The sequence below is a fragment of the Paucibacter sp. KBW04 genome, assembly GCF_003852425.1.
Classification (GTDB): Bacteria; Pseudomonadota; Gammaproteobacteria; order Burkholderiales; family Burkholderiaceae_C; genus Paucibacter_A.
Genome location: NZ_QAJN01000001.1, coordinates 72,631 through 95,547, shown reverse-complemented (window position 1 = coordinate 95,547; position 22,917 = coordinate 72,631). Strand labels below are relative to the sequence as shown.

The 22,917-nt window shown below is 65.1% G+C and carries 15 protein-coding genes and 1 tRNA gene; 6 read left to right on the top strand and 10 right to left on the bottom strand.

The window, feature by feature from the left end; translation table 11 throughout:
* Positions 1-206: 206 nt before the first annotated feature.
* The 5 genes from DBR47_RS00365 to DBR47_RS00345 all read right to left on the bottom strand — a co-directional run bounded on the left by DBR47_RS00365 (position 207) and on the right by DBR47_RS00345 (position 6,850).
* On the bottom strand, positions 207-1,568 hold the full coding sequence (locus DBR47_RS00365) for a ferric reductase-like transmembrane domain-containing protein (RefSeq protein ID WP_124446025.1): 1,362 nt from the start codon (positions 1,566-1,568) through the stop codon (positions 207-209).
* A gap of 94 nt (positions 1,569-1,662) precedes the next feature.
* Positions 1,663-2,958, bottom strand: a complete 1,296-nt coding sequence (locus tag DBR47_RS00360) for an acetyl-CoA hydrolase/transferase family protein (RefSeq protein WP_124446024.1) — start codon at positions 2,956-2,958, stop codon at positions 1,663-1,665.
* A 211-nt stretch (positions 2,959-3,169) separates the two neighbouring features.
* The gene (locus DBR47_RS00355) at positions 3,170-4,594 is read right to left on the bottom strand and encodes a lyase family protein (protein WP_124446023.1); all 1,425 of its coding nucleotides are present in this window, start codon (positions 4,592-4,594) and stop codon (positions 3,170-3,172) included.
* A gap of 208 nt (positions 4,595-4,802) precedes the next feature.
* Positions 4,803-5,549: a SapC family protein gene (locus DBR47_RS00350; protein ID WP_124446022.1), complete on the bottom strand. Its 747-nt coding sequence runs from the start codon at positions 5,547-5,549 to the stop codon at positions 4,803-4,805.
* Entirely contained in the window at positions 5,546-6,850 is a 1,305-nt protein-coding gene (locus tag DBR47_RS00345; protein WP_124446021.1) for a hemolysin family protein, read from the bottom strand. The genes DBR47_RS00350 and DBR47_RS00345 overlap by 4 nt, the downstream gene beginning before the upstream one ends.
* Before the next feature lie 107 nt (positions 6,851-6,957).
* Between DBR47_RS00345 and DBR47_RS00340 the strand changes: the two genes are divergently transcribed.
* From DBR47_RS00340 to DBR47_RS00330, 3 genes are all read left to right on the top strand, one after another.
* Entirely contained in the window at positions 6,958-7,785 is an 828-nt protein-coding gene (locus DBR47_RS00340) for a symmetrical bis(5'-nucleosyl)-tetraphosphatase (protein ID WP_124446020.1), read from the top strand.
* Positions 7,786-8,002: 217 nt separating this feature from the next.
* Positions 8,003-8,092: transfer RNA gene (locus DBR47_RS00335), tRNA-Ser, on the top strand.
* A gap of 428 nt (positions 8,093-8,520) precedes the next feature.
* Positions 8,521-9,234: a hypothetical protein gene (locus DBR47_RS00330; RefSeq protein ID WP_124446019.1), complete on the top strand. Its 714-nt coding sequence runs from the start codon at positions 8,521-8,523 to the stop codon at positions 9,232-9,234.
* A 316-nt stretch (positions 9,235-9,550) separates the two neighbouring features.
* On the opposite strand, the gene cadR is transcribed toward DBR47_RS00330, so the two are convergent.
* On the bottom strand, positions 9,551-10,036 hold the full coding sequence (gene cadR / locus DBR47_RS00325) for a Cd(II)/Pb(II)-responsive transcriptional regulator (protein WP_124446018.1): 486 nt from the start codon (positions 10,034-10,036) through the stop codon (positions 9,551-9,553).
* Positions 10,037-10,103: 67 nt separating this feature from the next.
* On the opposite strand from cadR, the gene DBR47_RS00320 reads away from it, so the two are divergent.
* Positions 10,104-12,479: a cation-translocating P-type ATPase gene (locus DBR47_RS00320; RefSeq protein ID WP_124446017.1), complete on the top strand. Its 2,376-nt coding sequence runs from the start codon at positions 10,104-10,106 to the stop codon at positions 12,477-12,479.
* Positions 12,480-12,515: 36 nt separating this feature from the next.
* Positions 12,516-13,187 carry a hypothetical protein gene (locus tag DBR47_RS00315; RefSeq protein WP_124446016.1) on the top strand — a complete coding sequence of 224 codons (672 nt, stop codon included), beginning with the start codon at positions 12,516-12,518 and terminating at the stop codon, positions 13,185-13,187.
* Positions 13,188-13,402: 215 nt separating this feature from the next.
* Here the strand turns inward: DBR47_RS00315 and DBR47_RS00310 are convergent, their stop codons facing one another.
* Together DBR47_RS00310 and DBR47_RS00305 are read right to left on the bottom strand one after the other, a co-directional pair.
* On the bottom strand, positions 13,403-13,681 hold the full coding sequence (locus DBR47_RS00310; protein WP_124446015.1) for an HU family DNA-binding protein: 279 nt from the start codon (positions 13,679-13,681) through the stop codon (positions 13,403-13,405).
* A gap of 155 nt (positions 13,682-13,836) precedes the next feature.
* Positions 13,837-14,157 carry a YnfA family protein gene (locus tag DBR47_RS00305; protein ID WP_124446014.1) on the bottom strand — a complete coding sequence of 107 codons (321 nt, stop codon included), beginning with the start codon at positions 14,155-14,157 and terminating at the stop codon, positions 13,837-13,839.
* Between the two features lie 236 nt (positions 14,158-14,393).
* Between DBR47_RS00305 and DBR47_RS00300 the strand changes: the two genes are divergently transcribed.
* A complete protein-coding gene (locus DBR47_RS00300; RefSeq protein ID WP_124446013.1) occupies positions 14,394-20,141 on the top strand; it encodes a CHAT domain-containing protein in 5,748 nt (1,915 codons plus the stop codon).
* Positions 20,142-20,176: 35 nt separating this feature from the next.
* Here the strand turns inward: DBR47_RS00300 and DBR47_RS00295 are convergent, their stop codons facing one another.
* Together DBR47_RS00295 and DBR47_RS00290 are read right to left on the bottom strand one after the other, a co-directional pair.
* The gene (locus DBR47_RS00295) at positions 20,177-22,153 is read right to left on the bottom strand and encodes a hypothetical protein (RefSeq protein WP_124446012.1); all 1,977 of its coding nucleotides are present in this window, start codon (positions 22,151-22,153) and stop codon (positions 20,177-20,179) included.
* Positions 22,150-22,875, bottom strand: a complete 726-nt coding sequence (locus tag DBR47_RS00290) for a toll/interleukin-1 receptor domain-containing protein (protein ID WP_124446011.1) — start codon at positions 22,873-22,875, stop codon at positions 22,150-22,152. Before DBR47_RS00290 ends, DBR47_RS00295 begins: the two co-directional genes overlap by 4 nt.
* Positions 22,876-22,917 lie beyond the last annotated feature (42 nt).

Genomic DNA, 22,917 nt, shown 5'->3' with positions numbered 1-22,917 from the left:
AAGTAGTAACGCTGGGATCCGGTGTTTTTGAGCTGTGTTTGACCTAAGTCTGGGTCAAGCGCCCTTCAATCCGGCAAGCAGCAACGGGCGCGACGCCCTAGCGGCATGACGCCATCCCCGATCAACAGGCACTTGTAGGCCCGCCCCCTACCCTGGCCCGCCCGCTCAAAGCCGCCTCGCTGATGCGCGCGAATAGCGCCCACAACTCAACGGAACTCGAAGGCCTCTTGGTGAAAATCACCCGCGGCCAGGCCGGCCGCACTCAGCCCCTCGCGCAGAGCCTGGCCGAATCGAGCCGGGCCACAGAACCACAGACTGGCCTCGCGCCACTGCGGCACTTCTTGCATCAGGCGCTGGGCGCTCAGCTGCCCCTGGGTCGAAGACTCCAGCACATGTAGCCTCACCCCTGCCGCGCCCGCCAAGTCACGGATGCGCTGGGTGATGTCGGGGTCGCCCTTGCGAGTGCAGTAGAAAAGGTCAACGCCCTGCTCCAGCAAGGCAGCCGCCTCGCAGCCCTGGCTACCCAGGTCTTGGCGACGCTGGGCCAACTCCTGCAGGCGGGCCAGAAAAGGCGTCATGCCTATGCCTGCACCCACCCAGATCTGGTGAGGCTTGCTGTCGGCAAAGACAAAACGCCCGTAAGGCCCCTCCACCCAGACTGGGTCGCCCGGCGCCAAACGTGTGGGCAAGACGCGGGTGTAGTCGCCCAGGGCCTTGATGGCGAAGCGCAACTCACCATCGCCCTTCCAGCTGGAAGCGATGGTGAAGGGATGGGCGCCTTCACGGCTATCAAAAGTCGCCAGACCGAACTGGCCGCTGTCGTGACCGGGCCAGCCCTCGGCCAGCTTGATCCGCAACTCAAGCACGTCCAGGGGCAGACGATTGACTTCCAGCAGTTCGCCCGCCACCCGGCGGCGTTGGCCAACCCGGCCGAACAAGGACAGCAGCGCCGCCACCGTGCCCAGCGCCATCAAGCCCAGGATCAGGCCGGCCGCTGGCAGACCCAGGCCCTGCCAGTAGCCCAGGGGCAGAAACACCAGGCTGTGATAAACCATCAGCAGAAAGGCCACCGGCAGCAGGCGGTGCAGGCGCGCAAACCAGCGGTAAGGCACGCGCCGCCACAAGGCCACCAATACCAGGGCAGCGGCCAGATACAGCGTCCATTCGGCCAAGTCCTTGGCCGTGCCGTGCAGAGGCCGCAAGAACTCAAGTGCATTGCTGGGCAGGCCTTCGGGCTTGATCATCCAGCCCGCCGCACGCAGCTGCTTAACGCCGAGGCGTAGCAGGTAGTGAAACAGGGCTAAAACGATGCCCCACTGGGCCAGGTGGCGGTGCAGGCGATAGGCCTGATCCAGCCCGCCCAGCCAGCCTTCCAAGCGCGGCAAACGCAGGGCCAGCAGCATGGCCACGGCCATCAGGCCTATGGCCAGATAGCCACTCAGATACAGCGCATCGAGATACAGCGTCCAGCGCTGCAAGTCGGGCGAGCCGCCCGCCGGCCAGGCCGGTAAACCCAGCAGGCCCGCAAGCAACAAAAGCAGAATCACCCAGGCGGTTGGAGCTTTCATCACGCCTCCTCAGCGCAAGCACGGTCGTCTTTCGAACCATCATGCCACGCGAGCAAGCCGCGCCCGGCTGAGGCGCGCGTCTAGAAACCGCCGCTCAGAGCAGATTGAGCTTCTTGGCCTCGGCCGTCAGTTCGGCGCGGAAGCTGGGGTGGGCGATAGCGATCAGCTCCTGCGCGCGTTGCTTGGCGGACTTGCCGCGCAGCTGGGCCACGCCGAACTCGGTCACGACATAGTTGATGTCGTTCTTGCTCGTGCTCATATGCGTGCCTGGCGTGAGCGTGGGCACGATGCGGCTGATGCTGTCGTCCTTGGCCGTAGAGGGCACGACGATGAAGGCCTTGCCGCCTTTGGAACGATTCGCCGCCCGCACAAAGTCGCTCTGGCCGCCGGTGCCTGAGTAAGGCGTGGGACCCAAGCTCTCCGAGCCGCACTGGCCCAGCAGATCGATCTGCAAGGTGGCGTTGATGGCCACGAGATTGTCGTTTTTGCCAGCAAGGTAGGGATCGTTGGTGAAGTCCACCGGGTGCATCTCCAGGCCCGGATTGCGATCCATGAAGCGGTAGAGCTTGTTGGAACCCAGGGCGAAGGTGGCCACCATCTTGCCGGGCAGATAGTTCTTGCGCCGGTTGGTGACGGCGCCGGACTCGATCAGGGTCAGGATGCCGTCGCCAATCATCTCGGTATGGATGCCCAGATCGCGCTTGGAAGTCAGCTGCATTACCACCGCGTCGGGAATGCCGCCGTAGCCGATCTGCAGGGTAGAGCCGTCCTCGATCATGTCGGCCACATACTTTCCGATGGCTTGCTGCACCGGGCCGATCTTGGGCAGGCCCACCTCCATCACCGGCTCGCTGCTTTCCACCAGGGCCGAGATCTGCGAGATGTGCACATGGCAGTTGCCATTCGCATAGGGCACATTCGGATTCACCTCAAGCACGATGATGCGGGCGCGCGCGACGGCGGCCATGGTGTAGTCCGCCCCCAGGCTGAGGGAGAAGTAACCGTGCTGGTCCATGGGCGAGGCCATGGCGAAGACCACATCGGCGGGGATCAGACCCCGCTCGATCAAGGCCGGCATCTCGGAGAAGTAGCTGGGAATGAAATCAATCCAGCCCTCCTTGCCCCCCTGGCGCGAGGCGCCACCGTAGAAGAAGGCGATATGTCGCACATGCTCGGTGGTCTCGGGGTCGAAATAGCCAAACTTGCGCACCGGCAGGATCTGGGCGATGCGGATATTGCGGAAGCGCCGACGCTGGTCGGACAAGGCGCTCAGCAGGGTCGGCGGCTCACCCACACCGGTGGGCACGATGATGAAGTCATCGTTCTTGAGCAGGGCGATCGCATCGTCGGCGCTGCGACGCTTTTGTTGGTACAGATCTTGGACTGACATGGGGGCGGGGCTCGCTGGGAATTCGAACAAAACAGCAGGATTTGGACGTGAGTGTGTACCTGCAATCCTGAGTCAGACCTTACACCCGACTCCGGCCGCCACCCCGCGCCCCAGACCTGCCCTGTTCTCAGCTCGCCCCGACGCGCGCTCGACCTTGCGTTGGATCAGATCGCCAGGCGCTGAACCAGGCGGCCGGGCTCTGCCATTCGGCTCACCAATGCGGCTCATCCTGCAGCGCGGTCAAACCCTCGCGGGCCTGGGCCAAGGCCTTGGCCACTCTTTGATCGGCCTGGGCGGCGACGCGCTCCACATCGAATACGGCGTCCAGCTCGGCAGCCCGGATCTCGTCTCGCAAGCGCTCGTCTCGCTGGACCAGCGCGCGGGCGGCAGCGGCCAGGTTATGGCCTTCCTCCGGCCCCTCGCCCTCCTCGGCCTCCTGCACCTGGGCGCACAAGCCTTCCACCAGGCTCTGCGCCTCCAGCCGCCCCAGCGGGCCGGCCAGCAACATCGTCAGGCCTTCGGCGAAGACCAGGCCGTGCTGCGCCTCCACATTGAGCCGCATGCGCTCCGGGTAGACCTTGAGACCACTCAGGGCCGTGACCATGGCACGCACCGAGCCATGGGTGTGCATCAAGAGGCTGACGGTCTCGGCCAGCTCCGCCTGCCAGCCGCCCAGGCCACGCTCGAACTCTTGCACCATGCTGCCCAGCAAGGCCGCCACCCGCTGCGGCGCGCGCTGGCCGGCGGCCAGGGCCAGCATGGAATAAACCGGGTTGCGCTTGTGGGGCATTGCTCTTGAGGGGCTGCGCGGCCGCGTCGGGCTGGCGCCGTCGGGCTCCACCATCTCGGCGATCTCGGTCTGCGAGAGCAGGGAGATATCCCGCGCCAGCTTGCCCAGGGAACCACACAGCACTCCTAACTCGGCACACAGGCGCACCATACGGTCGCGCTGCGAATGCCAGGGCATCTCGGGCACGGGCAGGCGCAGTTCCGAGGCCAAGGCGGCGCTGACCGCATCGGCCTGCTCGCCCAGAGCCGACAAGGTACCCACCGCCCCACCAAACTGCAGTTGCAAGGCCGCGTCGGCCGCATGGCGCAAGGCCTGCGCGGCACGCAGCAAGGGCAGCACCCAGGCGGCCAGGCGGAAGCGCAGGCTGCTGACCTGGGCCGCCTGCAAAAGCGTGCGCGCCAGCACCGGCGTGACCGGATGGGCATCGGCCAGATCGAGCAGCAGGCTGATCAGCTGCAGCAAATCGTCCTCGATCAGCTGCAGGGCGCGGCGCGTCAGCAAAATCTGCGAGCTATCGATCACGTCCTGGCTGGTCGCGCCCCAGTGCACAAAGCCGGCCGCGACCGGATCGAACAAGGCCACCGTCTCGGCCAGGCGGCGCACCACCGGGATCGCCAGGCTGCCGTCGCGCGCACTGGCTGCGACCAGGGCATTGATATCGTAGAGCTCGGCCCGGCACAGGCTGGCAATCGCCTGCGCGGCCGAGGCCGGGATCACCCCGACGCGCCCTTGGGCTTTCGCCAGGGCCGCTTCAAAGTCCATCATGGACTGCACGATGGACGACTGATCCAACACCTTCAACATCTCAGGCGTGGACAAAAAACCCTCAAACACCAACACCGACATGAATCACCTCAGAGGATTTCTGGGAAACATCCTAGCGAGATTGGCAAAGATTTTTTGTGTCGTTAAACCCGATCAGGGTTTGCCTGGGCCTGAAATCGCCCAAACACTAACTTTCAAAATGCAATGACAAAGGAGCCGGCAGGCCCATGGCCCGGCGGCTCCTCGTCGTTGGGCCGCGCTCAGTCTGCGCGGCCGAGCTTGCGCTCAATCAGGCAGCGTTGGCTTGTTGAACGGCCAGACGGTTCATATTGCCCATGGAAACGCGGTGCATCTCGATCAGCGCCAGCAGACCGTTGCGATGCAGCTCGACGATCTTGGCGTCCGGCAGCTCGGCCAGCTTCTTCTCGTCCACGGCCAGGAAGCCGTCCACATCGATCTTCTCGCCATTGCCCAGAGTGGCTTCGAAGCGCATGTCTTGCAGCAGGTCCAGCTCGACCAGCACCTGGCAGGCGTTGCGGGTGCGCTCGGACTCTTGCTCGAAGCTTTCCAGGAAGTTCTTGGCATTGACCAGGAACTCGGTCGGCTGGCCGTCAGCGGCGAAGAGCTGGGTGCCCTCGGTCACCGAGAAGCCGGCCCACTCGCTGTCGTAGCAGACGGCGATGGTGTCGCTGTCCTGATCGATGCGAGCCATGGCGAAGGGGTAGCGGCGCAGATAGGCGGGCACGTAGTTGCCGGTCCACTTGCCGTCCTTGATGAACAGATTGCTGCCGGCGCGCAGGCCCAGCACGGCCAGGGGGGCCACGGCCTGCTTGGCACCTTCGGCCGGGGCTTCGCCCACGCGCACGAAGACGATGGGGTATTCCTTGCAGGCTTCGGCGAACTCCACCACGGCCAGGAACAAGGAATTCAAACCAGCCACGCGTTCCACCGTGGACAGCTCGGTCTTCAGGCGCAGATGCTTGTGGGCCTCACGGTCCAGGGGCACCAAGTTGCCATACAGAGGGGGCGTACTCATAACTCTTCATCTCCATCAACAGCCAGTCGACTGACCAGCACTTTGTCCACACGCTTGCCATCGAGGTCCACGACCTCAAATCTCCAAGCATTCCACTCCACCACATCGGCCGTGCGCGGCAAGCGCCCCAGCAGCAGCATGATCATGCCGGCCAGGGTGTTGTAGCGCCCACGGTCCTCCTCGGGCAGTTCCTTCAGCTCCAGGCGGTCTTTCAGCTCGGGCACCGGGATCAGGCCGTCCAGCAGCCAGCTCCCATCCTCGCGTTGCACCGCCCAGGCATCTCCGTCGCTGGGCGCATTGAACTCGCCCGCGATCGCTTCCAGCACGTCGCGCACAGAGATCACGCCCTGCACCTCGCCGTATTCATCCACCACAAAGACCAGCGGCGCGTCCGAGACGCGGAACTGCTCCAGCAACTCCATGCCCGACAAGGTCTCGGGCACAAACACGGCGGCCTCCAGATCCTCAGACAAGGACAGAGCCTGGCCGCTCAGCGCGCGCTGCAACAGCACCTGGGCCGAGACCACGCCCTGCACCTCGGCCAGGCTGCCGCGGCAGACCGGGTAGCGGCTATAGCCATGGGCTTTGAGCACTTCCAGCACCTGCGCTGGCGTATCGTCCACATCCAGCCAGGCGATTTCGGCGCGGGGGATCATCATGGAGCCGATCTCGCGCTCGTCCAGGCGGAACACATTGCGCACCATCTGGTGCTCGTGCTCCTCGATCACACCGGCCTCGCGGCCTTCGTCCAGGCTGGCGGCGATTTCTTCTTCCGTCACGCTGCGCTGCACGCGGCCGCCCAGACCCATCAGGCCCAGCGTCGCCTCGGTGGCGAAGCTCAAGAGTTTGACCAAGGGGCGCGCCGCCATCGACAAAAAGTCCATGGCCGGCGCCACCCGGCGGGCCACGGTCTCGGGGTAGATCTGACCCAGGCGCTTGGGCACCAGCTCGCCAAAAATAATCGTCACCACCGTGATGGTGATGACAACCAGGGCCGTGGCCGTGATGTCCACGAAGCCTTCATGCCAGCCAAAGGTTTGAGTCAGCCAATGGGCCAGAGGGCCCGAAAAGGCGGCATCACCCACAATGCCGTTCAGCACACCGATGGAGGTGATGCCGATCTGGACGGTAGACAGGAATTTGGTCGGGTCCTCATGCAGATCCATGGCTTTTTGAGCCCCGGACTCGCCGGCCTCGACCAGCACCTGCAGGCGTGCCTTGCGGCTGGCCGAGAGGGCCATCTCCGAGGCCGCAAAAAACGCATTGAGAAACAACAGGAAAATAAGTAACGCGGTATCCATTGAGTGCGCCGCTGAGGAGCGGTTTGAAGCTGCCAGCGCGCGCCTGATGTGCAAGAGCCGCGTAGCGTAGCAGAACCCTTTGAAACTTCCGACCGCACAATCCCGCAATGAACTATCTTGTTGGCGACCTCCAAGGCTGTTGCGATGCGCTCGAACGCATGCTGGCCACTCTCGACTTCTCCCCCTCGCGCGATCGGCTGTACCTGCTGGGCGATCTGGTCAACCGCGGCCCCAGCTCCCTGGCCACCCTGCGCCGCCTGATCCAGCTGGGCGATTCGGCCACCTGCCTGCTGGGCAACCATGATCTGCATCTGCTGGCCGTGGCCGCAGGAGTGCGCCCCGCGCACCGCAGCGACACCTTGCAAGCCATCCTCGACGCGCCCGAGCGCGAAGACCTGCTGCTATGGCTGCGCCAGCAGCGCCTGGCCTGCTTTGAGCAAGGCTGGCTGATGGTGCATGCCGGCGTCGTGCCGCAATGGGATCTGCCCCAGACCCTGGCCCTGGCCGCCGAGGTCGAAGCCCTGCTGCGTGGCCCCGATCTGCACGACTTCTTGACCCAGATGTATGGCAACGAGCCCGACACCTGGTCCGACGATCTGCGCGGCCCCGAGCGCCTGCGCTTCGTCATCAACGCCCTGACCCGCCTGCGCTTTTGCACCGCCGAGGGCCGCATGGACTTCAAAACCAAGGACGGCGCCGACGCCGCCCCGGCCGGCTTCAGCCCCTGGTTCGACATCCCCACCCGCCGCACCGCCGGCCTGCCCATCGCCTTCGGCCATTGGTCCACCCTGGGCCTGATCACCCGCCCCGACCTGCTGGCCCTGGACACTGGCTGCATCTGGGGCGGCCAGCTCAGCGCCGCCCGAGTCGAAGCCGGCCGCATGCTGGAAATCATTCAACTGCCTTGCGAACAGGCGCAAAAGCCGGGGCGTTAGGACTCGGCGGGAGGCAGTGGAATCACGGCTACAATGCCACCCTTCTTGAGCGACCGCGACGGCGCTCAAAGATTTCAGGAAGCAAGGCCGAGCGGTTTAAGACACCGGTCTTGCTCAATCGGAGCGAAAGCGAAGATTGCGCCGAAGCTCATATCGCGCAGCGATGTGAGCGCAGGCAAAACCGGCAGCGATGCCGGGCACTGTTAAAAAGAGTTTAGGAAGCTTGGCCGAGCGGTTTAAGGCACCGGTCTTGAAAACCGGCGAGGGTTTATCCCCTCCGTGAGTTCGAATCTCACAGCTTCCGCCAGAAAGTAAAAGCGGGCCCTAGCGGCCCGTTTTTCATTTACACCCACCAAAAAAACCACCATCAAAAAAGTGGCTGGGCGGGTCCCTCAAGGCCGATGAGAGGCATGAGTTAGCTGCCCCAGCGATCGGACAAAATTCAGGCTGTCGAGCGGAGAAGGAAAGTGCCGAAGCACAAGGGCGCCATGTCCCTCATCCCCTGGAGCCGATTCCCTATAGAAGCTGGCAACCTCAGCGCAACGCACAGCCGATTTGGCCAACTTCTTTTCCAAGCTAGCAGGAAGCCCAAAAAACTGAGGCGCGCCGGACCGAAGAACTCACGCCGACTTCTGGACAATGGCGACCATGAACAGCTAGCTTGCCCAGCAATGGCGCTCAAGTACTTTGGAGTGGTGCGCATCTAGCGTCAAACAACACCAGGGAGTAACAGGCATGACAACACTTGCAGGACCAACACCAAGCACGCCAGGCAGCGGCCCAAAGAATCAACTCAACTCGTCAAGTGCGAATGCATCCACGGAGACCGCAACAAAGGCCCAAACCCTATGTCCGACCGCAGAAAGTTACATCAAGGATGTAGCACCAATTGTCGGATCAACAATTGGCGGCCTCATAGCCTTCGGCATCGCGTTTTGGACTACAACAAGGGCTGAAACAAATCGAAAAAGGACTGAAGCGATCGAAGCCGAACGCGACGTTTTTTCTCGAGCGGCGATCATGACTACAGAACTGGTGAATGCCACCATTCGCTTTTGCGACACCGCCCAAAATGAAACTGATGCAAACATTCAGGCAGCCGCTGACTCTGCTCGAAATGCGGATCGTGAACTTGAATTTATCCTAACTTTTATTCTTGACGGTCCACGAGATGCGTTCACTTCCATCAGAAATGCCCATCGACAGATGATTCGGCTTGGTGCAACTCGCATTGCATTCATACGGCAGTTGAACTCCCTACCCAAGGCGCTTCCGAGCGAATCCCACATCCTTGAGCAACAGACGATTCAAAGCAATCTGCAGAAGACACAGCAACTTATCGAGCAACAGCTTTTTCAGTTAAAGCAGCATGAGGACCAACTGCTAGAGTGGGTCAAACAGGAGATGCGAGCCCGGAGGGTATGGCCACCAAAGGCAACGCGGGTTTGACTGCTCAACACAACAATTCAAAGCGAGCCCTTCAGCCCACTCGCGCCCAAACCTCACCCAAGGCAGCCACCCGTGTCTAGCCTTTGAGCTTAACCGCACACATACGCCGCGGGTTGGATTCAGAGTCATGCCCACCAATCCCAAGGGAACTCAGCCTGTCGGGAGCGACAAGCTCTGGGCCACCCACCCATTGAAATCCGGATTTCAGGAGAGTTCCAAAGTCGGTGCTTGCCGGGAGCCCCGTGGGCCTTCGCCAAAAGTCGCCAAGTGGGTGACATTCAACGCTTCATGATGTCGGCGCGAAAGATCGAAGCACTCAAGCCCTCCGCACCGCCCGCCGCCCATGCACCTCACCCACATGGCTATGCCCTGAGCGGGCACCTGGCTTGGCCGGCAGCTCTGCCTCGCCCACCGGCTGCGCCAGCGCCGTCAAGATGCCGCAGCTGGGCGCTAGATCATCGGGTTGGCAGCGGGCGCGCAGCTCACGCAGCTCGCGCTCCAGAATCTGCAATTCCGCCATGCGGGCGCGCACATGCTCGATGTGCTCGTCCAGCAGGCGGTTGACCTCGCTGCAGTCCTCGCTGGGCGCATCAATAAAAGCCAGCAGGGCGCGCACCTCGTCCAGGGCCATGTCCAGGCCGCGGCAGCGGCGGATGAAGACCAGGCGCTGCACATGGGCCTCGCCGTAGATGCGGTAATTGCTCTCGGTGCGCTCGGGCGCGGGCATTAGGCCTTCACGCTCATAAAAACGTATGGTCTCGATGGCCGTGCCCGAGGCTTGCGCCAGTTCGCCGATTTTCATGCTGCGCTAGATCCGTTGAACAAGAGACGCTTGACTCTACACCTGCTACAGAGTTTCCAATACAGGCATGGACAAGACCCAGCATCTCCACACCCACCCCGCCGCTCCCTCATCGTCGGCCCCTGAAAGCTGCTCGGACGAAACGCAATGCTGCAGCCCGGCTGCGGCAGCAGCGGCTCGGCCGATCAGCTTTGCGGCTGAGCCCCAGCCATCACCCGCGTCTTCCGACGTCAACGTCGCCGGGGCTAAGCGCTTTCGGATCGCGAATATGGACTGCATGTCCGAAGAGTCGGAGATCCGCCATGCGCTGGAGCCGCTGCAGGGCATCAAGCAGCTGCGCTTTGATCTGAGCCGCCGCACCGTCTCGCTGGCGGCCGAGCCGGTCGATCTGCAAGCCGCCTTGGCCGCCATTCGCCGCATCGGCTACAAGCCGGAAGAACTGGGCAGCGAGACCCAGGACGAGCCGCTTGGCGAGGCCTGCACAGGCGCTCACGGTCATGACCACGCACATTCACATGCCCATTCACACAATCAGACCCAAGCCCCGGCCAAACCCCAGCCAGCGGCCCCGGCCGACTTCGGCTCCGGCCTGCCGCGCCTGATCGCGGCCCTGGCCCTGGCCGTGGGCGCCGAAGTGCTGGCCTTTTTCGCGCCCGAAACAATGGTGTTCAAGAGCGCGCAGATGGCGCTGGCCGCGGCCGCCATCTGGCTGGCCGGTTTTGGCACTTACCAAAAAGGCTTGAGCGCCTTGCGCGTGGGCCGGCTGAACATCAATGCCTTGATGACGGTGGCGGTCAGCGGCGCCTTTGTGATCGGCCAGTGGCCGGAGGCGGCCATGGTGATGGCGCTGTACGCCCTGGCCGAGCTGATCGAGGCCCGTGCGGTGGACCGGGCCCGCAATGCCATCAAGAGTTTGCTGGATCTGGCCCCGCCCGATGCCGAGGTCAGCCAAGCCGACGGCAGCTGGCTGCGCCAAGCCACCAGCGCGGTTGCGGTGGGCGCCATCGTGCGTCTGCGCCCCGGCGAGCGGGTGCCGCTGGACGGAACCGTGAGTCTTGGCAGCAGCGCGGTGGACCAGGCCCCGGTGACGGGCGAGAGCGTGCCGGTGGACAAGACCGTGGGCGACGAGCTTTACGCAGGCACCATCAACCAGAATGCTGCGCTTGAATTTCGCGTCACGGCCCTGGCCAGCGACAGCACCTTGGCCCGCATCATCCACGCGGTAGAGGAAGCCCAAGCCACCCGTGCCCCCACCCAGCGCTTTGTCGACCGCTTCGCCGCCCTCTACACCCCGGCCGTTTTTGTGTTGGCCCTGGCGCTGGCCCTGCTGGCCCCCTGGCTGCTGGGCTGGACCTGGACGCAGTCCATCTACAAGGCCTTGGTCTTGCTGGTGATCGCCTGCCCCTGCGCTCTGGTGATCTCCACCCCGGTGACGGTGGTCAGCGGGCTGGCGGCCGCCGCCCGGCGCGGCATCCTGGTCAAGGGCGGTGTGTATCTGGAACAGGCCCGAGCACTCAAGGCCGTGGCCCTGGACAAGACGGGCACCATCACCGAGGGCCGACCCAAGCTGGTGGCACAGGAGTTCTTGCGTGATGAAGCGCAAGCCCGGCTGGCTGCGCTGAGCATTGCCAGCCGCTCCGATCACCCCGTATCCAAGGCCATTGCGGCGGGCTTGGCCGAGCAGGCAGCGGCCGCCGAGGTGCAAGACTTCGAGGCCGTCGTCGGCCGCGGCGTGCAGGCCAGCTTGGCCGGAGGCGCCTATGTGCTGGGCAATCACCGCTGGATCGAGGAGCGCGGCCAATGCTCCGCCGCCATCGAAGCGCGACTGAAGCAGCATGAACAAGCCGGCCGCACGGTGACGCTGCTGGCCGATGCACAAGGCGTGCTGGCCTTGTTCGCGGTGGCAGACACCATCAAGCCTTCCAGCCAGGCGGCGGTGGCCGAGCTGCAAGCCCTGGGCGTGGCCACCATGATGCTGACCGGCGACAACCAAGCCACGGCCGAGGCCATTGGCACCCAAGCCGGCATCAGCGAAGTGCGCGGTCAGCTGCTGCCGCAAGACAAGCTGGCAGCCATCACCGAGCTGCAAGCCAGCCATGGCCCCACGGCCATGACGGGCGACGGCATCAACGACGCACCTGCCCTGGCCCGCGCCGATATCGGCTTCGCCATGGGCGGTGCCGGCACCCACACCGCCATGGAAGCGGCCGATGTGATCGTGATGAACGACGATCTGCAGCGCCTGCCCGAGCTGATCCGGCTCTCGCGCCGCACCCACGCGGTGCTGTGGCAGAACATCAGCCTGGCGCTGGGCATCAAGGCCGTGTTCCTGGTGGCAGCGGTGCTGGGCAATGCCAGCATGTGGATGGCGGTGTTCGCCGATATGGGCGCCAGCCTGCTGGTGGTCTTCAACGGTCTGCGGCTCTTGCGCGGCAAGTCTTGATGGTCCAATTGCGTTTTACCGTCCAAGACCGCCGCCATGAACCGACTGCAGACCGAGATCCAACGCCTTTATCTGACGGATGAGCCCGCGCGGGTGCGAGCCGCCGTGCTGGAGCTGGCGGCACCCGCGGATTGGACGGTCTTGGGCCAGGTCTGGCGCGGCGTGCAAAGCGATCTGGGCCTGCCGGCGCCAGCCATCGCGGTCTCGGGGCGAGACGGCTACCAACTCTGGTTCTCGCTAAGCGCCGCCCTGCCGGCCGCACAAGCCGCCGCCCTCTTGGAAGGCCTGCGCCAACGCTACTTGCCTGGGCTGCCGCTGAAAAGGATCAAGACATGGCCGGCGGCCCATGCCGACACCAGCACCAGCACTTTGCAGCCGCCGCCGCGCCTGGCGCTGAGTGGGCAGTGGGCGGCTTTTCTCGCCCCCGATCTGGCGCCGGTGTTCGCCGATGAGCCCTGGCTGGACACCGCGCCGAATGAAGAGGGCCAGGCCGATCTGCTGCAAGGCCTGCTCAGCATCAAGCCGGAGGCGCTTGAACAGGCTTTGAACCAACTGGGCGCTAAGCCTTTGGCTTCTGCAAGCAGGGCCGAGGCGAGCACAAGCCAAGCCGGAGCCAGCTCCGATCCGCGGCAATTCCTGCTGCGCGTGATGAACGACGAGTCACAGGACATGGCCCTGCGCATCGAGGCGGCCAAGGCCTTGCTCTAAGCCTCAGGACTGACGGGGCGCGGAGAAGCTGAATGCTGATGGGCACGCGGGAGCGGGCCCTGAATTCTGGGTTTGGATACCGGCCCCAAGCGCCTGCGCAAGGGGATTGAACAGGCGCCGAGGGGCGCGGCAGCCAGGCCACTCATGCCAGGCATGAGCGCCTGCACCTGATCGCTGGCCCTGCTTGAGCAGCCGGGCCAGCGGACCAGGCCTTTTTACTTCGTGTTGACAGCGTCCTTCAGAGCCTTGCCCGGGGTGAACTTGGGCACGGTCGAAGCGGCGATTTCCAGCACAGCGCCGGTAGCGGGGTTCTTGCCGGTGCGGGCAGCGCGCTCGCTGACCTTGAAGTTGCCGAAGCCCAGGATGGCGACCGAATCACCGGCCACCAAGGCCTCGGTGATCGCGCTCAGGGTTGCGTCCAGCGACGCAGCTGCGGCAGCACGGGTCACGCCGGTCTTGTTGGCGATGCTTTCGATCAGTTCACTCTTGTTCATTATTTGCTGTTCCAGTGGGTACAAAGAAAATCCCATTGCGGGGGCGGCGATTATGCGCTGCTCCGCGCAAACCGCCGAAAAACAGTGCTCAAAGCCCTGTAACAGCGCTTTTCGGTGGACATCACCGCGCGGCAATGCTGCCCCCCTTTTTGCCCTCAACGCAGCGGCTGAAACATGATCACCGCCATGCCTAGCAAGGCGATGGCGACACCGGCCACATCCCATACCGTGGGGCGGATTTGGTCGACCAGCCAGAGCCAGGCCAGGGCCACGCAGATGTAGACGCCGCCGTAGGCCGCATACACCCGCCCAGCGGCAGTCTCGTGCAGGGTCAGCAGCCATGCAAACAAGGCCAAGCTGGCGGCAGCGGGCAGCAAGAGCCAGATCGAGCGCCCCTGCTTGAGCCAAAGCCAGGGCAGATAGCAGCCCACGATTTCGGCCAGGGCAGTGGCAACGAATAGCAGCAAGGTCTTCATGCCTGCATTGTGCGGGCAGCCTTCCCCCCTATCCTTCCAATTAGGGATTTCTGGGGTCAGGTCTTGCTCGCATGATGCTTGGGCCTTGGCGATTGCCCTTTGTTGTTTGCAGGCGCTAGCATCCCCACTTCGCCTGCAGCAGCGCTGATGATGTACCCAAGTCGGCGCGGCGCTCAGGATCAGGCCCGCCGGCCTCGCCCGAATACTCACCCATCCATCCGACAGGAGTGCCTCCCATGGCCAGCCGCGTTAGCAAGACCAACAGCAGCAAACCAAACCGTGGCTCTGGCAATGGTGCGGGCCAGGAAATCACCTTCCTCATCCCTGGCCAATTGCAGACTGGCGCGAGTGCGGCCACCCGCGGAGGGCTTGCGGGTCCGGACGTGGCGCCCTCGACGGGCCGCATCAAGGCCTCGGTCCGCCTAAGCACCGGCACGGCGCGGGATGCTGCCGATGCGGGCAGCCTGGTGCGCGTCAGCGCCAAGCCAGGCGAGGACGTCGTCGTGCTGACGATTGCGGGCGGCCCCACCCTGGTCTTGCACCCCGAGGACGCCCGTGACCTGATGCGGGCTCAAACAGCTGGCCAGGGCAGCACCGGAACGCGCGGCGCCACCGTGGCACTGGGTGCGGATGAAGTCGCCGTTAGCGGCAATCTGGCCTGGGCCGGTCTGGAAGCCACCGCCACCCGCGGCGCCACGCGAGGCTGGCTGGGCGATGTGGTTTTGCAGGCCTTTGATGTGGTCACCGATCTCTTCAAGGACGAGGCCGTCACCCTGGTCACCGCAGCCATAACGAAGAAGGTCGACGGCCAGGTGGATGCAGGCGTCTACGACCTCAAACCTTTCGCCCAAGCCCTGCCCGCCACACTCAAAGGCAGCGGTGCCAAGCTGGCCCAGGTGCCGCCGGCGGCCGATGGCCAGCCCCTGCTGGTGCTGGTGCATGGCACTTTCGTCGACACCGTCAGCACTTTTGGCAAGCTCTGGCTGCAGCACCCAGACAAGGTGCGCGATCTGTTCAGCAGCTATGGCGACAAGGTCTACGCCCTGGACCACCCGACCATGGGCTTGAGCCCCATCGCCAATGCACTGACGCTGGTTGAGGCCCTGCCGGCCGGCGCCCGCCTGCATCTGGTGACGCATTCGCGCGGGGGCCTGGTGGCCGAAATCCTGGCCCGCGCCTGCGGGGGCGGCAAGCTCACCTTGGCCGAGCTGGCACTGTTTGCCGACGAGAAATATGCGCAGCATCGCAAAGACCTGACGGCCCTGGTGCAGCAAGCCCAGGCCAAGGGCATCAAGCTGGAGCGGGTGGTGAGAGTGGCCTGCCCGGCACGCGGCACCACCCTGGCCTCGGGCCGGCTGGACGCTTATCTGTCGGTGCTGCAATGGGGCTTGCAGCTGGCCCAAGTGCCGGTGGCACCGGCCCTGGTGGATTTTCTGCACGAGGTGGCAAGACGCCGCGCCGACCCGGCCGAGCTGCCCGGCATCGAGGCCATGATGCCCGAGAGCGCCGTGGTGGCCTGGCTCAACCGAGCCGAGATCGCCCTGCCCGGCGAGCTGCGGGTGGTGGCGGGGGATCTGGAAGGCGACTCGATTGGCTCCTGGGTCAAGACCTTGCTGGCCGACGCTTTCTACTGGGGCGATAACGATTTGGTCGTGCAGACCCGCTCCATGTACGGCGGCGCGCCGCGCCAGGGCGAGCTGAGGGCGAGCGCCTCACCCAGCGCCCAGTTCATGCTGGACCGTGGCGGCAAGGTCACCCACTTCAACTACTTCAGCAACGCCAGCACGGTGGATGCCATTACCGGCGCCCTGCTGAGCAGCGAACCGGCGGGCTTTGCCGCCATCGGCCCCCTGTCCTGGGCCGGCGAAAGCGCCAGCGGCACCCGCAGCGCTCGCGCCGTGGCGCGCTCGCGCGGCCTGTTCTGGGGCAATGACGACAAGCCAGCCGCCCACAGCGCCGAAGAGCTGGCGCAAGCGGCGCAACAGGCGGCCAAGCGACCCGCCGTGTTTGTGCTGCCAGGCATCCTGGGTTCCAACCTCAAGCTGGATGGCAAACGAATTTGGCTGGGCTTTGGTTTCGTCAACGGTTTGATGAAGCTGGCCTGGGACCCGGCCACCGCCGACCGCGTTCAACCCGACGGCCCCATTGGCAGCAGCTACGACGATTTGATCGAACGCCTGGCCGACAGCCACGAGGTCATCCCCTTTGCCTACGATTGGCGCCGGCCCATCGAGGACGAGGCTCGTCGCCTGGCTGTGGAATTGGACAAGGCCATCGCCGCCCGCCGCGCCAGCGGCCAGCCGGTGCGCATCATTGCCCACTCCATGGGCGGTCTGGTGGCCCGCACGGTGCAGCTGGAAGCCCCCGAGACCTGGCGCCGCCTGATGGCCCATGCGGAGGCCCGCGTGCTGATGCTGGGCACGCCCAATGGCGGCTCCTGGGCGCCGATGCAAACCCTCTCAGGCGACGACACTTTTGGCAATGCCCTGGTGGCTTTTGGCTCGCTATTCAATAACGGCGGTGCACGCAAGATGATGGCGGGCATGCCCGGCTTCATCCAGCTGCAGGCCGATCTGCTGGACCCGGCCCAGGGCCTGGACAAGGCCGAGACCTGGCAGAAGCTGGCCGATCAAGACATCAACACCTTGCGGCAAAACAGCTACTGGCACACGCTGGACTCGCAAATCACCATCTACGAATGGGGCGCACCGCCGCAAGCCGTGCTCGACCAGGCGGTGCGGCTGCGGCGCCGTCTCGATGCACAGTTGGCAACGCTGGGCACCGACAAGCAAAAGATGCTGCTGGTGGTGGGACATGCCGACTTCACCCCGGCCGGCATCCAGATGGACCCGCTCAGCGGCCTGGAGTACCTCAACACGCCCGACGATGGCGATGGCCGCGTCACCCAGGCCAGCAGCACCCAACTGGGCCTGCGCACCTGGAAGCTGGACGCTGAACACGGCAAGCTGCCCGATGTGGCCGAGGCCTTTGCCGCCTATATCGAGCTGCTCAGCAGCGGCGACACCCGCTTGCTGGACCGCCTGGAGCTGAACAGCCGAGGCGCCGCCTCCCTGGGCAAAGCCGGCCCGTCCGCCAGCCGTGCATTGCAGCGCAGCCGGCCCTCGCGCGGCCTGCTGTCCTCGCTGCCACCGAGCCGGGCCTCCGATGTGCTGGCCAGCGCCGGTGCCGCCAAGCGGGGCCAAGGCAAGCTGCGCGCCAACACCGCTCAGGCTCTGCAAGTGCGGGTGCTGAACGCCGATCTGCGCTTTGTGCAACAGCCTTTGCTGGTGGGGCATTACCGTGCTTTGAGCCTGACCGGTGCCGAGGGCGTCATCGATGGCCTGGTTCAACAAGGCATGAGCCGGGCCCTGGCCGCCGGCCTCTACCCGGATGCACCGGGCTCGCACCAGATCTTCGGCAATGAGCGAAGCAACCCCGACAACCCCTTCGAGATGGCCCGTCCGCAAGCCGTCATCGTGGTGGGCCTGGGCGAGGAAGGCAAGCTGCGCGCCAGCGATTTGTCCTTCACCGTCCGACAGGCCGTGCTGGCCTATGCCCAGCGCCTGTCGGAGCAGCGCGGCCAGGGTGGCGAAGGCAAGCCGCAGGACTTTGAGATGGCCGCCACCCTGATCGGCAGCGGCGGCAGCGGCATCACCGCGGGCAGCGCGGCCCGCGCCATCGCCCAGGGCGCTTTGGAAGCCAAGCAAAAGCTGCAGGCCTGTGGCTGGCACCAGCTGCGCCAGCTCACCTTGGTCGAGTTGTTCCTGGACCGCGCCGGTGATGCCTGGCGCGCCCTGCAGTTGCAGGAACTGGCCGCGCCCGAGCGCCTGCGCCTGCAAGGCAAGGTGGAGAGCGGGCCCGGCGCCATGCGGCGCATGCTGGAGTCCAGCTATCGCGGCGCCAGCTATGACTTCATCAGCGCCCTGTCCGTGCCCGGCCAGGACCCGGCTCACCCCGTCATCAACTACACCCTGGACACCAAGCGCGCTCGCACCGAGATCCGCGCCCAGCATGCCCAAGGCAGCTTGCTGCGCGAGCTGGTCGAAAAGGCCTCTAACGTCGCCAACACCGACCCCATGATTGGCCGCACCCTGTTCAATCTGTTGGTGCCGGTGGAGATGGAGCCCTTTTTGGGTGGCACCAGCGAGATGGTGATTGAGCTGGAAGCCGCCACGGCCGGCATCCCCTGGGAGCTGCTCAACACCAACCCCGACCCCGGCGTGGACGACCAACGCCCCTGGGCCATACGCAGCAAGCTGATCCGCAAGCTGCAACTCAAGGACTTCCGCAGCCAGGTGCGCGACGCCAGCCCCGACGACCATGTGCTGGTGATCGGTGAGCCGCTGTGCGACCCCACAAAGTACCCCCGCCTGGACGGCGCCCGCCGCGAGGCCCTGGCCGTCGCCTCTCAGCTCGGCATGGCCTTGGGCGACAGGGATGGCAATGGCGAGGACAAGGTGCGCCAGCTGGTCGAGCAAAACGATGCACAGTCCATCATCAACGCCTTGTTCGAGCGCAATTACCGTGCTGTCCATATCGCCGGCCATGGGGCGCCGAGCGCCAAGGGCGGGGTCGTGCTCTCGGGCACCGACACCTACCTCGGCGCCGACGAGGTGCGCGCCATGCGTGTCGTGCCCGAGCTGGTCTTCCTCAACTGCTGCCATCTGGCCGGGCGCGAGGCCGCCTCCGTGCTGAGCAGCCAGGGCGGCAGCACCCCCACCTACGATCGCGCCAGCTTCGCCGCCAATATCGCCGAGGAGCTGATCCGCGTGGGCGTGCGCTGCGTGGTGGCTGCCGGCTGGGCGGTAGAGGACGAGGCCGCCGAGCAGTTCGCCACCCGTTTCTACGCCGCCTTGCTGAGCGGGGCCCGCTTCATCGAGGCCGTGGGGCAGGCCCGCGAAGCTGCCTGGCATGCCAACCCTCAGGGCAATACCTGGGCCGCCTACCAATGCTATGGCGACCCCGAATGGCGCTGGCAACGCGAGGGCGGCGACGCGCAAAGGCCGACCGTCAATCTGGGCGAAGAATTCGCCGGCATCGCCTCTCCCGTGTCACTCACCTTGGCGCTGGAGAAGATCGCCGTCGAAGCCCAGTACAGCAAGAGCAAGGCGAGCAGCACCCAGTTGGACAAGCTGCGCTATCTGGACGCCCAGTTCAAAGCCCTGTGGGGCGGCATGGGTGCGGTGGCCGAGGCCTTTGCCGTGGCCTACACGGCCTTGGGCGAACGGGCCACGGCCATCACCTGGTATCGCATCGCCGTCAATGCCGAGGACGCCAGCGCCTCGCTGAAGGCGGCCGAGCAACTGGGCAATCTGCTGGTACGCCAGGGCGAGAAGACCCAGGACCAGGCCGCGCTCGAGGAAGGCACGGCCTTGCTGGAACGCATACTCGCCATGCAGCCCACGGCGGAACGCCACAATCTGCTGGGCTCGGCCTGGAAGCTGCAAGCCATGACGAAGGCGGCCGGACAAGGACGAGAGGACTTGCAACGATCGCTGCAACATTACCTGGAGGCCGAGCGCATCTGCGTGGCCCAAGGCGATCCCAAGCGCTACTACCCGGCTATGAATGCGATCGCCCTGAGCCTGCATCTGGCCTTCCAAGACCCCAAGCTGCAAAGCCTGCAAGGCTTGATCGCGCCGCAGCGCATCCAAGACGCTCGCGAGGCCTTGAGCCAGGCCAATCAGCGCGAACCGGACTTCTGGAGCGTGGTCGGCCAGACCGAGCTGAATTTGCTGGAGGCCTTGTCGCAAGGCCGCTTGGCCGGCGTGGCCGACGCCTGCCTGGCCAGCTTTGCCCAACTCAAGCAAAGAGTGCCGGCCGCCACCATGTGGGACTCTGTGGCCAAGCAGGCCCGCTTCACCCTGCAGCCCTACCTCAGCTGCAAGCTGGGCACGGCCGCCCAGCAAAGGGCCGAGCACGGCGCCGCCCAGCGCATCCTGGACGGCTTGGCCGCGCTGGGCAGCAAGCCCTTTGCGGCCTGAACGCCAGAGCGCCTGAGCCAGGCTCAATGCTTGGGTCAGGGCTTAGGCTTGGGGATCGATTCAGCGGCACTGGCCGTGGGCAGTACGCTCATGACCAAGCCGCTGAAATCGCTGCTCAGGCCTATCAAGGTCAAGGCCACTTGCTGCAAGACAGGCGGCTTCCAACGCAGCTGCTCGCGCGGGAAGTCGCGCAGCAGATCGCTCATATAGCTGCTCAACAGATCGGCCACCGTGTCCTCGGGGTAAAGGCTTAGATCGACAAACAGCAAGGGCGTGCTGGAGCGCGCCTCGGACAAGCGCACAGGCAAGGTGATCAGAAACGGCCCACTGCCGCCCTTGGGCCCCAGGCGCTTTTTCATCTCCGGCCGGGTCAGCAAGCCCGATTGGGCGCGGAACAAAATCTGCTTGCCGAGATCATCCGCATAGCTCGATACCGAGCCGGGCAGGCAGAACAAATTCACCATGGCGGCCTCGCTGGCCGCCACCGTGCTGGCCTCGCGCTCGCGCTGCAAGACCGCCAGCACATGGGCATAGCGTTTGGCCACATCGGGCTTCAAAAGGTCAGAGCCGCTGTGCAAAAGCACATAGCTATACGCGCCAAAGCCGCCTCGTTCGCTGCCCAGCTCCTTGAAGAACTGGTAGGCATGGCCGGCCAGGCTCGGTGGCTGTACGGCGGCCGTCGGGCCCTTTGGAGATGGGGCTGGGGCTGGCGCAGGCGGCGGTGCGGCGCCCGCGGCCACGCCCTCATCGGGTGGATGGCCAAAACGCGCCAGATAGCTGCGCTCCCAGGCCCGCTGCGCCTGGGCCTTGGCCAGCTGCAGCGCAGTCTGCAAAGGAGGCACAAGCAAGCCCACCTGGGCGGCCGTTTGCAAGGCCTGTTGCTGGGCCGCGGGCAGCTTGTCGTTCAGCAGCTGCAGCTGCGCGGCCAAGGTCTGCTGCGTTTGCGACAAGCGCTGCAGCAGGCTCGGCAGGCTTTGCATCTGCGTCTGCATGGCTTGCAAAGCACGATCCAGATCTTGCTGGGCCCGCTGACTGCGCTCGCTCAAGGCCTGCATCTCGGCCCTGGCGGCCTCGGCCTCAGCGCCTTCGCCCGCGTCCGCCATGCGGGCATAGCTCGCGGCATCTTGCAGCCTCGGCAGGAGGGACTGCAATTGCGCCAGGATCTGCAGCTGCCGATTCAGCTCGGCCAGGCCCAAACCATCGGCCTCCAGCAAGCCGAGGCGATCCGGCAGAGGCTGAGCACTCAAGGCCTGGAGCAAGTTACTCAGGCCATCGCCCGAGGGCCATTGCTGCGGCGCGGGCTTGTAGCCGGCCAAGGTGGGTGTTCCGGGCTGGCGTGCCTCGCGCAGCAGCGCCTGCGTCTGGGTCTGCAGGGCTTGCGCCGATTCGGCCATGGCCAAGGCCCGCACACGCAGGCTAAGGCTGCTGCCCAGCAGGTCCTGCACGGCAGCGTCGCTTTGCGCCAATTGGCTGCGGCACTGGCCCAATGCCTTGCCCCAAGTCTCGCGGGCCAGAGCCAAGCCCTGCTCGGCCGCCTGCCTTTGGTCAAAGGCCTGGTCGGAACGACGGCCGGCCTCGGCCAAGCCCTCGGGTGCTACGGCGGCCACGGCCTGCACCGCCTGCTGGCTGCTTTGCAAGGCCGCTTGCCAGGCCTTGAGTCGGGCGTTCAAAGCTTGCTGCGCCTGGTGCAGAGCCTGTACACAGGCCGAGGATGATTGCAGGTCCTCCAATCGAACACCCAAGTCCTGGGCGCGCTGCAGCAAGGCCCTGCTTTGTTCGCTCAGACCAGGGCTGTCGGCTTGCAGCGCTCGGGCCTGGGCCTGCACGCCAGCGGCGCGCCTGTCCAAGGTCTGCAAGGCTTGCAGGTTTTGATACTGGCGATCCAGCTGCAAATCCAAGGGGCTCGCACCGGGCTTGACCGGGGCGGCTTGGCCGGGCGGGAACAGGCCCAGCAGCAGGCCCAGCACCAAACCCAAATGCAGACACAGGCGCCAAGCAAACCGGGCCTTCATGCCCGCACCCCACGGCGCAGACGCCACGCACCCAGGGCGTGCAAAGCGCCTTCCAGCGCCAGCACCAAGACCAGCCCGCAAACCATGGCGATCGCATAAAGCTTGCCTGCCTGCTCCTCCGCCATGGCCGGCAAGGCAGCACGCAGCAAAAACAGCACGCCCAAGGCCAGCAGCAGCATCAGGGCCAGGTCCCGCAGCAGGCGCCAGAACACCGTGCCCGCCAGGCGCGCAAACAAGCTGATGCCGGGTGGCCAAGGCGGCTCGGACCGGAGGTTAGAGCCGCGCTCCAGGGCTGGCATTCCCGGCTCAATGGCCGGCTTGACCCGACCCTGAGCCGCACCCTGCAGCAAGAGCTCGCGCGCCTGTGCCTGGTTTTTCAGGCCGACCAGATCGACATAGACCAGCTGGGCCAGCAAACCGCTGGGCTGGCATTCACGCACCCGCACCGGCAGCAAGAGGCCCTGGCTGCCGCTCGGGTCTTTGGCAAAGGTGGCGGCCCATTCAGGCGCGGTGAACTGGGAACGAAGAAAGTCGGGGGAGAGCACCAGCAGGGTGCGGCGCGAGTCTTCCAGCGCGCGCTGCATGTCCAGCACATAGTTGCCGCCCTGGCGGAAGTCCCAGGCCTGGATCAACACCGAGTACCCGCCCGACTCCAGCTGCCAAGCGATCCACTCGGCCCAGCGTTTGTCGGCACGGTTGTAGCTGATGAAGAAGTCTTTCATCGAATCACTCACTTGCTCGTTCGTACGTTCGCTGTGTTGAAC